Here is a 14,655-nt window from a genome sequence, read left to right as displayed (position 1 = left end):
GGGGTGCGGTAATGGCCGAAGAACAGGACGAAGCGTCGAAAACGGAAGAGCCGACTCCGAAAAAGCTCGAAGATGCAAAGAAAAAAGGGCAGGTCGCGCAATCCCAGGAGGTGAAGCACTTCTTTGTCCTCTTCGGAGGACTGCTTTTCATTCTGATCTTCGGGCCATCGGTAGCGGGGCAACTAACCTCCCGTTTCGGTACTCATATCGAGAACGTCCATCATATTCCCCTCGACCCGTCTGCGCTGGGCAATCTGTTCCGCGCCATAATGGGCGACGTGCTCCTGATACTGATGGTGCCGACCATCATCATCATGGTGTGCGCCCTGCTGGGTGGGCTGGTGCAGAACGGCCTCATGTTCGCCCCGGAATCGATAAAGCCGAAGGCGTCCAAGATCAGCCCGCTCCAGGGCGCGAAACGTCTGTTTTCCTCCAAGGCGCTGTTCGAGTTCGGCAAGGGTATCCTGAAGCTGGGTATCGTCAGCCTGATCGGATTCCTTGTCCTGTGGCCCGATCTGCAGTCCCTGGAACTGTTTGCAGGTCTTCCGGTCCCGACCTTCATGGATCGGCTGTGGAACCTGTCCGTCACCCTCATGATCACTGTAGTTTCAGTCGTCGCAATCATTGCCGGCCTCGACTGGGCCTTCCAGGTCCAGCAATACAACAAGCAGCAACGGATGACGAAGCAGGAGGTCAAGGACGAACAGAAACAGACGGACGGTGATCCGCATGTCAAGCAGCGGCTGCGTCAGATCCGTTCGGAGCGGTCGCGCCACCGAATGATGGCGTCGGTGCCGACGGCCGACGTTGTGGTCACGAACCCGACCCACTATGCCGTGGCCATGCGCTACGAGGCCGACGCAATGGGCGCGCCGCGGGTCGTTGCCAAGGGTGCCGACCATGTCGCCCAGAAAATTCGCGAAGTCGCCCGCGAGCACGATATCGAAATCGTTGAAAACCCGCCCTTGGCGCGTGCCCTCTATGCTTCGGTCGAGATCGACCAGGAGATACCGCCCGATCAATACAAGGCGGTCGCGGAAGTGATATCCTATGTCTTCAAACTGCGGAATCGCAATGTCCCGCCAAGTGGAACCGCCTCTTCATGAACCAGACGCCGACCGGCCCGAAGCGGCTTGACCCCGAACGACTCTCATCCGGGTGGCCGCTATCATCTGCCTCGACCGAAAGGACCGGCGGGCGGGATCAGGGTACCGACGAGGGCGCCGCGTCCGGTGATCGACCTAAGCCGAATGGCCCGTGGGCATCGGCCGGGCTGCTGGAACGATCCTCGATCAAGGGCGGTGGTGGCGGCGCGCCGCCGCCGCATGGATCGTTCCTGCTTGCTTTGGTCGGGATCGCGGCTTCCCTGGCGACCGCGCTCGCCGCTGCGACCAACGGTGTGGCAAGCGTCTGGCTGGCGGCCGGTGCTCTGCTGGCGGCTGTCAGCGGTACCGCCGCCGTGGCCGGATTCTGGTTCGAGCAACAGCGCCGCGCGAAAGATGGCTGGATGCGCAGCCTGCTTGAGCACGGTTACGACGAGACCGCCGCCGGCCACATTCTCAGCGCCCCTGACGACAGCGTGGTGCATGCCAATACGGTGGCTTGCCGGCTTGTCTCCAGCCCGTCCGTCGACAGCGTCGACCGGTTCGAGCAGGCGCTGGCCGCTGATCGTACAGCGGCAGCCCGGTTTCAGCGGCTGCGGCGAGCCGTGCGGGGCGGATCGCCCTTCACCGTGGAATTGCCACGCGTGCGCGAGACCGGCACCGACTGGTGGCTGGTGTCGGCGCGGCCGATCGCCTCCTGGCCGGGCTATATCCACTGGCGGATCGAGGACATCACGAGCAGACGCGAGATGGAAGCGATCCTGCGGGAAGAGCAGGTCAAACTCGTCGACTTCATGGATCACGCGCCGGTCGGTTTCTACTCCGTCGATTTCGGGGGGAAATTCCTGTTCGCCAACGCGACCCTCGCCGAATGGCTGGGCGTCGAGGCGCGCGACCTGGTTCGCGGCGACTACAGTCTTCACGATTTTCTGGTCGAGCCGCCCGCCACCGGTCCGTCCTACGCGCTCGACCCGTCCAAACCGGATGCCGAACATGTCGAGATCGTGATGCGTGGCGCGGATATGCGTCAGTTTCACGCCTCGATCGCGCAAACTGTGGTGCATGGCGATGATGGCGCATCCGTCTGGACCCGTTCGGTCGTCCGCGATCTGACGGTCCATCGCCAGATGAGCGAGGCGCTGCGCCTGTCGGAAATGCGGTTCCAGCGATTTTTCAAGGAAGCGCCGATCGGCATCGTGCTTCTCGACCGATCGCTGAAAATCTTCGAGTGGAACAAGAGCTTTGCCGATCTGGTCCGATCGACCGGGTTGCAGGAACTCCAGGGCAGGGGGTTGGCCGATTTCTTCGATATGCGCAGCGGCGGTCTGGATCTGTCGGCGTTGCTGAACGAGGCACTGGAAACGGGACGGGCCGTGCCACCGGTCGAACTGCACATCAAGGGACGGTCCGAAATGATCGCCTCTGCCCATGCGCGGCGGATGGATGCCGGTTCCGGCGACGATGATACCCTGCTGGTGCAATTCATCGACCAGACGGAACAAAAGGCCCTGGAGGCGCAGTTCGCGCAAAGCCAGAAGATGCAGGCGGTCGGACAACTGGCCGGGGGCATCGCTCACGACTTCAACAATTTGCTGACGGCGATGATCGGTTTTTGCGACCTGCTGTTGCTGCGTCACAAGCCCGGCGATCCGAGTTTTGGCGACATCATGCAGATCAAGCAGAACGCGAACAGGGCGGCAAATCTGGTTCGCCAGTTGCTTGCCTTCTCGCGCCAACAGACTCTGCAGCCGCGCGTTCTCGATATCACCGACGTACTGGCCGAGTTATCCAATCTGCTGCGTCGTCTGATCGGCGAGAACATCGATCTGCGAATGACGCACGGCCGCGATCTCGGGCTTGTCCGGGTGGATCAGGGACAGTTGGAACAGGTCATCATCAATCTTGCAGTCAATGCACGCGATGCAATGTCAGGTGGCGGGCGGCTGGAGATCCGCACCGGAACGGAGCGTCTGGCCGCCTCCCGGCGCATCGGGTCCGACGAAATCCCCGCAGGCGATTATGTCGTTCTGGAGGTCGAAGACACCGGCGTGGGTATCCCCAGGGAAAACCTGGTTCGCATCTTCGATCCCTTTTTCTCGACCAAGGAAGTCGGCTCGGGTACAGGGCTGGGACTTTCGACCGTGTACGGTATCGTGCGGCAGACGGGCGGATATGTGCAGGTCGACAGCACCGTCGACGTGGGCACACGCTTTGCCGTCTATCTGCCCCGCCACGTTCCCGAAGCGGCAACCGCCAGGGCGGCCGATCCCGAATCCGACGCCGATGCCGCACCGCGGGATCTGACCGGGGCCGGGCGAATCCTGCTGGTGGAGGACGAAGACCCTGTACGCGTTTTTGCCGCCAGAGCCCTCCGAAACAAGGGCTATGCGGTGGTCGAAGCCCGGACCGGACCCGAGGCACTGACGGCCCTGGACCGAGAGGAGGCATTCGATCTGTTGATCACCGATGTCGTGATGCCTCAAATGGACGGCCCGGCCCTGATTCGCAAAGTGCGCGAGCGTGACGCCGACCTTAAGGTCATCTGTATTTCCGGCTATACGGAAGATCGATTCCGGGCCGACCTTGCGGGAATCGAGGGTGTCGACTTCATGGCCAAACCATTCAGTCTGAAGCAACTGGCCGGAAAGGTGAAAGACGCGCTGCGCGCCAACTGATGCCCGATGCGGGCCCTCCGCCTGCGCCCTGCACCTTCGCAGATCCCGCGTTTGGTCCCCGGACTTCGCGTGCACTTTTTGTTCTTGTAATTGAAAGAACAAAACGCGTACCTTCTGCAGTGATTGCGCCATGGGCGCAGCTGTGGAATTACTGGGAGCCGAACAATGCCGAGCGACTATCTTCAGCTTCTCGAAAGGAGTTCCATGGACAAGCAGAAGGCCCTCGATGCCGCTCTGGGGCAGATCGAACGATCCTTTGGCAAGGGTTCGATCATGCGGCTCGGCGCGCGGCAAAAGGTCGATGTCGAGATCGTATCGACGGGTTCGCTGGGCCTGGACATTGGGCTTGGAATTGGCGGTTTCCCCCGCGGCCGCGTTGTCGAGATCTATGGACCGGAAAGTTCCGGCAAGACGACCCTGGCGCTTCATGCCGTTGCCGAGGGGCAGAAAGCCGGCGGGACCTGCGCCTTCATCGATGCCGAGCATGCGATGGACCCGACCTATGCCCGCAAACTTGGTGTCAATGTCGACGACCTGCTCGTTTCGCAGCCTGATGCCGGAGAGCAGGCGCTTGAGATTGCAGACACGCTCGTGCGCTCCGGCGCAATCGACGTTCTGGTCGTCGACAGCGTGGCGGCCCTGGTGCCCAAGGCCGAACTCGAAGGCGAAATGGGCGACAGCCATGTCGGCCTGCAGGCGCGGCTTATGAGCCAGGCGCTCCGCAAACTGACATCGTCGATCTCGCGCTCGAACACGCTGGTCATCTTCATCAACCAGATCCGTCTGAAAATCGGGGTCATGTTCGGCAGCCCGGAGACCACGACCGGCGGAAATGCGCTGAAATTCTACTCGTCGGTTCGTATCGATATCCGCCGCATCGGTTCGATCAAGGACCGTGAGAATGTGGTCGGCAACCAGACCCGTGTCAAAGTCGTCAAGAACAAGATGGCGCCACCGTTCAGGACGGTGGAATTCGACATCATGTACGGTGAGGGCGTCTCCAAGACCGGAGAATTGCTGGATCTTGGCGTGCAGGCTGGCGTGGTGGAGAAATCCGGTGCCTGGTTCTCTTATTCAGGGCAACGCGTCGGGCAGGGGCGTGAGAATGCCAAACGCTTCCTCAAGGAGAACATCGACATCGCTGCCGAGATCGAGAAAAAGATCCGTGAGAATGCCGGTCTCGTCTCCGAGCAGATGATGGTTGGGGCTCAGCAGGAAGAAAGCGCCGAAGAGAGCGAGTGATCGCTGACCAGTCCCCGCCAATCGGTAGACAGGCCCGGGCGCTGCCGTCCGGGTCGACCGCCGTTGATGGCCGATCGACGCCGCCGCAAGCGCATCGCTGGACACGACCGCGGCTGTCGGGCTACAAGGCAGCGGCCGTTAATCATCAGCCCCGTTGACCACCGACACGATCGCGACGACAGGGCGGTGCCGAGTGACGGGCGTACCTCGTTATTTCAAGGTTGCCGATAATGCAGACAGCCAACGATATTAGATCTACTTTTATCGATTTTTTCGGCCGCAATGGCCACGAAGTGGTTTCGTCGAGCCCGCTTGTGCCGAGAAACGATCCCACGCTGTTGTTTACCAACGCGGGGATGGTTCAGTTCAAGAACGTGTTCACCGGCGCCGAAACGCGCCCGTACAACCGTGCGGTGACGTCTCAGAAGTGCGTGCGTGCCGGCGGCAAGCATAACGATCTCGAGAATGTCGGCTATACGGCTCGGCACCACACATTCTTCGAGATGCTGGGCAATTTTTCGTTCGGCGACTATTTCAAGGACACGGCCATTGAACTGGCCTGGAACCTGATCACAAAGGAATACGGCCTTCCCGCCGACCGGTTGCTGGTGACCGTCTATGCCGAGGACGAAGAAGCCGCCGATCTCTGGCGGCGAATTGCGGGATTGAGCGACGATCGCATCATTCGCATCGCCACGTCCGACAATTTCTGGCAGATGGGCGATACCGGACCCTGTGGACCATGTTCGGAGATTTTTTTCGATCACGGCCCCGACGTGCCCGGCGGGCCGCCGGGCAGTCCCGACGAAGACGGCGATCGCTTCATCGAGATCTGGAATCTCGTCTTCATGCAGTTCGATCAGGTTCGCCCCGGCGAGCGAAACCCGCTGCCCCGTCCGTCGATCGATACCGGTATGGGCCTGGAGCGGATTACGGCCGTTCTTCAGGGTAAACACGACAATTACGATATTGATCTGATGCGTCAGATCATCGAGGCGTCGGCCGAGGCGACGGGGGCATCCCCGGATGGACCGCATGCCGTATCGCACCGCGTTATTGCCGACCACCTGCGTTCCGCGGCCTTTCTGATCGCCGATGGCGTCATGCCGTCGAATGAGGGGCGGGGCTATGTTCTGCGCCGGATAATGCGTCGCGCAATGCGCCACATCCACCGAACCGGCGCGCGGGACCCCGTGCTTTGGCGCCTTGTGCCGACGCTGACGTCGCTCATGGGACAGGCCTTTCCGGAACTGGTACGCGCCGGCGCCCTGATCCGGGAGACGATGAAGCTTGAGGAAACGCGCTTCCAGGCAACGCTGGACCGCGGTCTGCGGCTGTTGTCCGATGAAACCGCGCGCTTGGGCGAACGTCAGCCGCTGCCGGGCGACGTCGCATTCAAACTGTATGACACTTTCGGTTTTCCACTCGACCTGACGCAGGATGTTCTTCGGGCCGAGGGGCGATCGGTGGATACCGACGGGTTCGAGACGGCGATGGAACGTCAGCGCGCCGATGCCCGGAGATCCTGGGTCGGTTCGGGTGAAGCGGCAACGTCGGAGATCTGGTACGCCATCCGGGACCGGGTCGGCGCTACAGAGTTTCTCGGCTATGAGACGGAATCCGCGGAAGCCGTTATCGGTGCCTTGGTATCCAACGGCAGCGAAGTCGAGGCGGTTGAAAAGAACACCGAGGCGTGGCTGGTCGTCAATCAAACGCCGTTCTATGCCGAGAGCGGTGGACAGGTTGGCGATAGCGGCGTGGCGTTCGCAGCTGACGGGACCGAGGCGGAAGTTCTGGATACCCAGAAGCAGGTTGGGGATCTATGGGTTCACAAGGTCAAGGTCGTCTCCGGCATATTGAAAGCCGGTCAGGCGCTTGAGTTGCGGGTCGACAGTGATCGGCGGACGGCAATTCGCGCCAATCACTCCGCCACTCATCTGCTTCACGAGGCCCTGCGCCGTCGATTGGGCGAGCACGTTACCCAGAAGGGGTCGCTGGTCGCGCCGGAACGGCTGCGCTTCGACATCAGTCAACCGCACCCGATCTCGCGCGAGGATCTGAACGCCGTAGAGTTGGATGTGAATGCCCGTATCCGCGAGAATACAGAGGTCGAGACACGGTTGATGTCGCCGGACGAGGCGATCGATCATGGCGCTATGGCATTGTTCGGCGAAAAATACGGTGATGTCGTCCGGGTCGTCAGTATGGGCAATCCTGAAACAGATCGCAGCAACAGACCTTATTCGCTCGAACTTTGCGGTGGAACCCATGCCCGTCGTACCGGTGACATTGGTTCGTTCCGGCTTCTTTCCGATAGCGGTGTTGCCGCTGGTATCCGGCGGATCGAGGCGCTGACCGGCGCAAAGGCTGTCGCGCATTCTCAGGCGGTGGATGCCCAGCTTCATGCCGCAGCCGGTGCGGTGCGCTCCACGCCGTCGGAGTTGCCGGAGCGCGTCAGCACTCTGATCGATGAGCGGCGACGGCTGGAGCGCGAGGTCGCCGACCTGCGGCGCCAGGTCGCCAGTGCCGGGACCGCCGGCGGCGACGACAGTGGCACCGAAACGGTGGGAGATGTCGCGTTCGTCGGGCGCGTTCTGCCGGATATACCGGCCAAGGACCTGAAGCCGATGGCCGATGACGTCAAGAAGCGCCTGGGAACCGGCGTTGTCGCCTTGGTCGGGGTTGCGGACGGCAAAGCATCGGCCGTCGTCGGGGTCACTCCGGATCTGACCGATCGGTTCGATGCGGTTGCCCTGGTTCGGCTGGCTTCGGCCGCTCTCGGTGGCAAGGGCGGCGGCGGCAGGCCCGACATGGCACAGGCCGGCGGGCCGGATGGCGCTGCCGCAATGGCAGCCCTGGATGCGGTCAGGGATGCCCTGGCGCGTTGACGAGACAGGCGCGGCTTCCGTTACCTGGCGGGAACCGCGTCCCGGGGCGAGGGACGACCCTTCCGCTATCCGGGATTTTGTAGTATTGTAGCTTTGCGCACACAATATGTTGCTCTGAGATCACGACCCAACACCATCGGGGTCGCGAGCCAGCAAGGATCGGATAACCAATGTCGTGGACTGACGAGCGTATCACCCTATTGAGAGAGTTATGGGGAAACGGTAAGAGCGCTAGTGAAATTGCGGAGATTCTTGGCGGCGTCTCGCGCAATGCTGTCATCGGCAAGGCTCATCGGCTTCAGCTTTCCGGTCGTCCATCGCCGATTAAGGGGAAGGGAGATATGGAAGTCAAGACACCGCGCAAGAAGCCAAAGGAAGAAGCACAAGGGGCGACGATCCTTAGCCTTACCGAGCATATGTGCCGCTGGCCCATCGGCGATCCCAAGCTTCCCGGCTTCAAATTCTGCGGCAAGACAACATCCGGTAGTCTGCCATATTGTGCGGAACATGCGCAGGCAGCGTATCAGCAGCCATACAGACAACGCGATTCGTCATCATCGAATTCATCCTCGTCGCGACCGTCACATGGCCACAAGGTCACGGCCTGATCCAGTCGGTTTGACCCCCGGAAGGTTGCGACGGTAGGATCGGCATTTTTCCGTAGATTCGTCGATAGCGCTATCAAGCCGCAACGCTCTTCTGCCGAGCGTTGCGGCTTTTTGCGTTGGCGTCGATATGCAAGCCGGAGACTATCAGAAAAATGCCCCGGACGGTTTCAACCGTCCGGGGCAACGTATCCGGGACTATGGAATAGACGCGCTATCAGAAGCTGCCCATTTCCTTTTGAAGTCCGCGATCCAGTTCATCAAGGAACTTGGTCGTCGTTAGCCATGGCTGTTCCGGTCCGATCAGGATGGCCAAATCCTTGGTCATCTTACCATCTTCGACCGTCTTGACGCAGACACGCTCCAGCGCTTCGGCAAAACGGGCCAGATCGGGATTGTCATCGAACTTGGCCCGATACTGCAGGCCGCGCGTCCAGGCAAAGATCGACGCGATCGGATTTGTCGACGTTTCCTTGCCCTGCTGGTGCTGGCGATAGTGGCGCGTCACCGTGCCGTGAGCCGCTTCGGCTTCGACGCAATCGCCATCGGGAGTCATCAGCACGCTGGTCATCAGCCCCAGCGACCCAAAGCCCTGAGCGACGGTGTCCGACTGAACGTCGCCGTCGTAGTTCTTGCAGGCCCAGACATATCCGCCCTCCCATTTCAGGGCGGCTGCAACCATGTCATCGATCAGGCGATGCTCGTAAGTCAGGCCGTGCTTATCGAATTCGGCCTTGAATTCCGCATCGAACACTTCCTGGAACAGGTCCTTGAACCGGCCGTCGTAGGCTTTGAGAATCGTATTCTTGGTCGAGAGATAGACCGGGTATTTGCGTTGCAGACCGTAATTGAAGCAGGAACGGGCAAATCCGCGAATGCTGTCGTCAAGATTATACATCCCCATGGCGATGCCGCTCTCGGGGAAATCGAAGACATCATAGGTAACCGGATCGCCGCCGTCGGACGGCGTATAGGTCATTGTCAGCTTTCCGGGCCCCGGCACCTTGAAATCGGTCGCACGGTATTGGTCGCCGAAAGCATGACGCCCAATGATGATTGGCTGCGTCCAGGTCGGTACATAGCGCGGAACATTCGAGCAGATGATGGGCTCGCGAAATACGGTTCCGCCCAGAATGTTGCGGATGGTGCCGTTTGGCGACCGCCACATCTTCTTCAGGCCGAATTCCTCGACGCGGCCTTCATCCGGCGTGATCGTGGCGCATTTGACGCCCACGCCGTACTTCTTGATCGCGTTTGCGGCATCGACGGTGATCTGGTCATCGGTCTCGTCGCGTTTCTGTACGCTGAGATCGTAGTATTTGAGGTCGATGTCCAGATAGGGCAGAATCAACTTGGTTTTGATGAAATCCCAGATGATCCGGGTCATCTCGTCGCCGTCGACTTCGACGACCGGGTTCTTGACCGCGATCTTCGCCATGGGTGTTACTCTCTCCTGCCGTGGATTGCCGGTATCCGGCGGCCAGTAATGGAGGCGGCTGGAACCAGGCCGACACCGCTCCAGCCTGAGACCGCCCGAGCCGAAATATGAATGCGTGCCTTATAGCACCTGCGCCAACGGCGTCAAAGCCCTGTCGCGGGACATCACGGTCAATGATCGAGGGCCAATCCGGTTCCGCCCGCGGCTATTTCCTGAGCGACGCCCGATAGGCCGCGACAGCCGCCGGCAAACCGATCCAGAGTGCGTCGGCCGTGAATGCGTGACCGATCGAGACCTCGTCGATGAAGGGGATCGCGGCCTTCAGAGCGGGCGTGTTTTCCAGCGTCAGGTCGTGGCCGGCATTGACGCCGAGTCCCGCCTGGTCGGCGGCAGCAGCGGCGTCGGCATAGCGGGACAATACCGCCGCGTGGCGGTCGGTCGCGAACGCGCCGGCATAGGGTCCGGTATAAAGTTCGACCCGATCCGCGCCGACGCTGGCGGCTTTCGCGACAGTGGCCGGGTCGGCTTCCATGAACAGGCTCACTCTTATGCCGTGATCCTTTAGCTGTTTGATTGCCGGCTCCAGTTTCGCGCCATCGGTATCGATATCCCAACCGGCATCGGAGGTGTTAGCATCCGGTGCATCGGGAACCAGCGTCGCCTGATCGGGCAGTACGTCCAATGTCAGTGGCAGCATGGTATCGAAGGGATTGCCCTCGATATTCAGCTCGACTCCGCTGCCCCACATGGCGACCAGCCGGTGCAGGTCGTACACATCCTGGTGGCGGATGTGTCGGCCGTCCGGTCGCGGGTGAACGGTCAGGCCATCGGCGCCGGCTTCGAGCACCGTGCGCCCGGCGGCAACGACCGACGGATATCCGACGTCGCGCTGATTGCGCAGCAGTGCGATCTTGTTGAGATTGATGCTCAGACGGGTCGTCCTGTACGAACCGCCATGCCGATCGCCGCCGACCATTCCATCCTGCCCCATGTTTACAGCCATTTCGTCTGTGGTTCGATCACCGGCGTCGGCTCATGTCTGAGGGCGTCCACGACGTCATCGATGCCAGCGACCACTTTGAACAGGTCTTTATGTGCCGGCTGGGCAAAGCCCGCCTCGATCATGCCGTCGATCATGGCCAGCAGGCGGTCCCAATAGCCGTCGATGTTCACGAGAACCACGGGTTTGTCATGAATGCCCAATTGGCGCCAGGTGATGATTTCGAACATTTCGTCCAGCGTGCCGAGGCCGCCGGGCAAAATGACGAACGCGTCGGAGCGGTCGAACATCATCATTTTGCGCGTATGCATGCTGTCGACCACATGCAGCTCGGTGAGTCCCGGATGATCGACTTCCATATCGCGGATATGGCTCGGGATGATTCCGACGACCTGGCCGCCACCGTCCAGGCTGGCGTCCGCCGTGAGCCCCATCAGCCCCACGCGCCCGCCACCGTAAACGAGCGCGATTCCATTGGCAGCGAGCTCTCCGCCGAGAGCGCGCGCCGCATCCTTGAACCGATCCGACACCCGGCCGGACGAACCGCAGTAAACACAAACAGACCTTAGGTCGCGCATAAATTCTTCATCCACTGTCGCCATGCCACCACGCAGTATGGCACATCTGTTTCGCGTTCGGGCGCGATTCCGCCTCTAGCACGGCCTCGCGACGCGGGCAATACCGCTGCCGACCGCACGTCAGGTTGTGTCCCGAATCTTCCGGTGCACAAGGAACGGCTGTATTTGCGCACTGCAATGAAATGTGTAACAAACTGAGACCGATTGGAACGATATTCCGGGTACAGGACAAGCATTGGAAACGACACGGGGCCGTACGGTACTGATTGTCGGCGTTAGCGTGGCAGCGCTGGCGGTGGGCTGGTTTGGCTACACCACATATACCGACAGAGACTGGCTGGGCGTGTCGCCGCCATCCGATGAGGAACCGGCGGCCGGAGACAGGACCTCCGCTCCGGCACCAGGGCCGCAGTCCGACGTCGAGGTCGAACAAAGGCAACGGCTTTCGTCCGAGCCCCCTGATTCTCCGTCCGGATCGTCCGATACCGGATCTTCCGGCGATCCGTCGGCCAACGAAATGGTCTCCGACCGTGAGCCGCTTCCGACCCCTGAAGTCGAGTCAGAAGCAGAGTCACCGGCCCCTGAACTGGAGACCGCGGAGACCGACCGGGAAGGAATGGATCCTGTTGAAACAGAGCTGGTGCTGCCGCCACTGGCCGATGCCGGGACCGGGACGGTTGTTCCCGAGCAAGCGACGCCCGTGCCAGCGCAGCCTGATGACAGTTCACCCATTGACGAAGCGCAGGCGGATGCATCGCGCGAGGCCGATCGGGAGCCCGCTCCGGAACTGGAAATCCCCGGTGCGCTGATAGCTGCAGCCCCTGAAGGCAGTGGACCTGGCGACAGTGAAACTGAAGACGCCCTCGCTGCTCCGGCCACGCCGGATCCATCCGATCGCGCGGCGGCAGAGGCCCCGTTCCCCGAAGTCCATGCGCCTGATTTCGATGGCCCCGAATTTGAGATCCCCGAATTTGAGATCCCCGAATCCGACCCGCTGGAATTCGAGGCGTCCGGTCCAATGGCGACGACCGACGTTGGCGACGAGCCCCCCGACTTGCCTGAGCAGCAGACGGCCGGCTTTGCGCCGCCAGTCGCCTTGTCACCGGATACATCGCCGCTACGAACTCCCTCAGCGCCGAGCGCTGACCTGGAGCAGGCGCCGGTGCCGCAGACGGCCGCCGTTGAGTCGGAGCCCCCGGCCCATGAGCCGCAAAGCCCGCGGGCAGACCTGCAGGACGAAGTGGATACGCACGCGGTGGCGCCGGATGGTCCAGTCATTGAGACGCCCGTGGTGGGTCTGGCGACCGACCGACAGGCACCGCCTGAGAGCTCCGTGGCCGGTTCCGGCCCGGGCGCCGAGGTAATCCGGGATTTGCCCACACCGGAGGCGTTGTCGCCCGAAACCTGGACACCCGAGTCGCCAGATCCGGTACCGCCAGTTCCGGAGTCACCAACTCTCGAATCGTCGGCTCCTCTTGCGGCGGCGCCGGAACCCGGGGGGCGAATTCTGGATCCGGCGCCGGCCGTGCCCGAACGTACCGATTTTGGGGCCGATCAAGGCCGAGCATCAGTTGCCGCTGTCCCACGCAGCGCCGGCGGTCCCGACGAGTCCGGAATTGTCGAGTCGCGGCCCCAGCCGCCCCGGGCACCGATCGCGATACCGGATCTGGCACTCGCTCCCCAAGCCACCGCGCCGGCCCCGGAGGTCGCAGTTCCCCCGGTCAGCGAGCGTCCCCTGGTGACGCCGCAGGTCGGCATTTCGGCGCCGGGCCGCGAAGCATCTATTGAATCGACAGAACCTGTCCCGGAGCAAGCGCCGACACAGTCGACACTGAGTGAACCCTCTTCGGACATTTACGCAGATGTAGGCGGGTTGGCCGGTCGCCGTGCTATCGCGCCGGTGGTCAGGCGGCCTGCAGCGACTCCGATATCCGCACCTCCCACCTCGGCTGCAGACTCGGAAGCCCGGCCGGAACCGCCGGTCATCGACCGCGATGCCGCCCAGCGGTTCCAGGCGCTCACGGCGTTGTCGGAACCGGAGCCCGTCGGCCCGATCAGTCAAGCACCTGTCGTGGAAGCGCCGACAGCCGATGGTCCGCAACTGCCGCGTTTCGATGCCGTTCGCGTGGGTCGGACGGGTACGACGATCGTTGCCGGGACGGCCGCACCGAATGTGAGGGTGCGGGTTCTCGACGGCGATCGCGAATTGGCGACGGTTCAAGCCGACGAAAACGGCGATTGGGTTGCGACCATACTGGATGGTCTGGAGTCGGGCGAACATATGCTGGGCCTTGAAGTGCCTGATCCGGGTGATGGGCCAGACACCGAACTCAGCGGTGAGGCGATCGAGTCGGATGAAGTCGTGGTGCTGATCGTTCCTGACAGACCTGGTGTAGCCGGGCAGGATGCTTCTGACCCTGGCGCCGGATTGGATGAAGCCCTTGCAATGATCGTACCCCGGGACGAGATGGGCCCGTCACGGATACTGTCGGCGCCGGCGGCGCCCGTCCGGCCGGTCGCGAACCTCGACGCTCCGGACATCGTGGCCGCTGAACGGGTCGAGCCGCCGAGACTTCAAAGGGGACCGACCGATCAGAGGTTGGGCCCATCGGACATCTCGATCGATGTCGTTGACTATGACGAAGCCGGAGAAGTCATCATATCGGGCAGGGCCCGGCCGGGCCGGGACGTGCTTGTCTACCTGGACAACGCGCTGATCGCCCAGGGCCGGGCTGATATGGAGGGTGTTTTCAGTCTCAGCCCCGATACGGCCGTCGATCCCGGACTGTATGAGTTGCGCGCCGATGCTCTGGCCGAAGATGGCGAACGTGTCGTCGCCCGCGCCGTGACGCCGTTTCAGATGACCGATGTAACAGGTCTAGAGCGCCTGGACCGACGCGTGATCGTTCAGCCGGGCAACAGCCTGTGGCGCATCGCCCGCCGCTTCTACGGCGCAGGCGTGCAATACACCGTCATCTACCAGGCCAACACCGAACAGATACGCGACCCCGACCTGATTTATCCCGGCCAGGTCTTCACTGTCCCGACCGGTGACGATCGGATCGGCAGCGCTGGATAGGATGGGTTCGGCTGGCGAGTTGCGGCGAGAGCTGTCGTCGCCGTCGA

9 protein-coding genes are annotated in these 14,655 nt (G+C 61.9%); 6 read left to right on the top strand and 3 right to left on the bottom strand.

Annotated elements, in window-relative coordinates:
* Positions 1 to 11: 11 nt before the first annotated feature.
* From flhB to ABZ728_RS12330, 5 genes are all read left to right on the top strand, one after another.
* Entirely contained in the window at positions 12 to 1,106 is a 1,095-nt protein-coding gene (gene flhB, locus ABZ728_RS12350; protein WP_366656451.1) for a flagellar biosynthesis protein FlhB, read from the top strand.
* Positions 1,103 to 3,778 (top strand): ATP-binding protein, encoded by a 2,676-nt coding sequence (locus ABZ728_RS12345; protein ID WP_366656450.1) that lies wholly within the window; start codon positions 1,103 to 1,105, stop codon positions 3,776 to 3,778. Before flhB ends, ABZ728_RS12345 begins: the two co-directional genes overlap by 4 nt.
* Before the next feature lie 165 nt (positions 3,779 to 3,943).
* Positions 3,944 to 5,020, top strand: a complete 1,077-nt coding sequence (gene recA, locus ABZ728_RS12340; RefSeq protein ID WP_366656449.1) for a recombinase RecA — start codon at positions 3,944 to 3,946, stop codon at positions 5,018 to 5,020.
* Positions 5,021 to 5,250: 230 nt separating this feature from the next.
* Positions 5,251 to 7,908 carry an alanine--tRNA ligase gene (gene alaS, locus ABZ728_RS12335; protein WP_366656447.1) on the top strand — a complete coding sequence of 886 codons (2,658 nt, stop codon included), beginning with the start codon at positions 5,251 to 5,253 and terminating at the stop codon, positions 7,906 to 7,908.
* Between the two features lie 170 nt (positions 7,909 to 8,078).
* The gene (locus ABZ728_RS12330; protein ID WP_366656446.1) at positions 8,079 to 8,516 is read left to right on the top strand and encodes a GcrA family cell cycle regulator; all 438 of its coding nucleotides are present in this window, start codon (positions 8,079 to 8,081) and stop codon (positions 8,514 to 8,516) included.
* A gap of 214 nt (positions 8,517 to 8,730) precedes the next feature.
* On the opposite strand, the gene ABZ728_RS12325 is transcribed toward ABZ728_RS12330, so the two are convergent.
* The 3 genes from ABZ728_RS12325 to ABZ728_RS12315 all read right to left on the bottom strand — a co-directional run bounded on the left by ABZ728_RS12325 (position 8,731) and on the right by ABZ728_RS12315 (position 11,529).
* Positions 8,731 to 9,951 (bottom strand): NADP-dependent isocitrate dehydrogenase, encoded by a 1,221-nt coding sequence (locus ABZ728_RS12325; protein WP_366656445.1) that lies wholly within the window; start codon positions 9,949 to 9,951, stop codon positions 8,731 to 8,733.
* A gap of 205 nt (positions 9,952 to 10,156) precedes the next feature.
* A complete protein-coding gene (locus ABZ728_RS12320) occupies positions 10,157 to 10,954 on the bottom strand; it encodes a pyridoxine 5'-phosphate synthase (protein WP_366656444.1) in 798 nt (265 codons plus the stop codon).
* Positions 10,945 to 11,529 (bottom strand): TIGR00730 family Rossman fold protein, encoded by a 585-nt coding sequence (locus ABZ728_RS12315; protein WP_366656443.1) that lies wholly within the window; start codon positions 11,527 to 11,529, stop codon positions 10,945 to 10,947. Before ABZ728_RS12315 ends, ABZ728_RS12320 begins: the two co-directional genes overlap by 10 nt.
* A 235-nt stretch (positions 11,530 to 11,764) precedes the next feature.
* On the opposite strand from ABZ728_RS12315, the gene ABZ728_RS12310 reads away from it, so the two are divergent.
* Positions 11,765 to 14,608 carry a LysM peptidoglycan-binding domain-containing protein gene (locus ABZ728_RS12310; RefSeq protein ID WP_366656442.1) on the top strand — a complete coding sequence of 948 codons (2,844 nt, stop codon included), beginning with the start codon at positions 11,765 to 11,767 and terminating at the stop codon, positions 14,606 to 14,608.
* The last annotated feature ends 47 nt before the right edge of the window (positions 14,609 to 14,655 follow it).

Origin of the sequence: Fodinicurvata sp. EGI_FJ10296, from assembly GCF_040712075.1 — a bacterium.
Classification (GTDB): Bacteria; Pseudomonadota; Alphaproteobacteria; order DSM-16000; family Inquilinaceae; genus JBFCVL01.
Note: the sequence above shows the minus strand (reverse complement) of the source record. Positions and strands in the feature narration are given on the sequence as shown.

Coding starts and splice junctions, on each gene's coding strand:
- ABZ728_RS12345 (WP_366656450.1), top strand. CDS start 1,103: ATGAACCAGACGCCGACCGGCCCGAAGCGGCTTGACCCCGAACGACTC.
- alaS (WP_366656447.1), top strand. CDS start 5,251: ATGCAGACAGCCAACGATATTAGATCTACTTTTATCGATTTTTTCGGC.
- ABZ728_RS12325 (WP_366656445.1), bottom strand. CDS start 9,951: ATGGCGAAGATCGCGGTCAAGAACCCGGTCGTCGAAGTCGACGGCGAC.
- recA (WP_366656449.1), top strand. CDS start 3,944: ATGCCGAGCGACTATCTTCAGCTTCTCGAAAGGAGTTCCATGGACAAG.
- flhB (WP_366656451.1), top strand. CDS start 12: ATGGCCGAAGAACAGGACGAAGCGTCGAAAACGGAAGAGCCGACTCCG.
- ABZ728_RS12330 (WP_366656446.1), top strand. CDS start 8,079: ATGTCGTGGACTGACGAGCGTATCACCCTATTGAGAGAGTTATGGGGA.
- ABZ728_RS12315 (WP_366656443.1), bottom strand. CDS start 11,529: ATGCGCGACCTAAGGTCTGTTTGTGTTTACTGCGGTTCGTCCGGCCGG.
- ABZ728_RS12320 (WP_366656444.1), bottom strand. CDS start 10,954: ATGGCTGTAAACATGGGGCAGGATGGAATGGTCGGCGGCGATCGGCAT.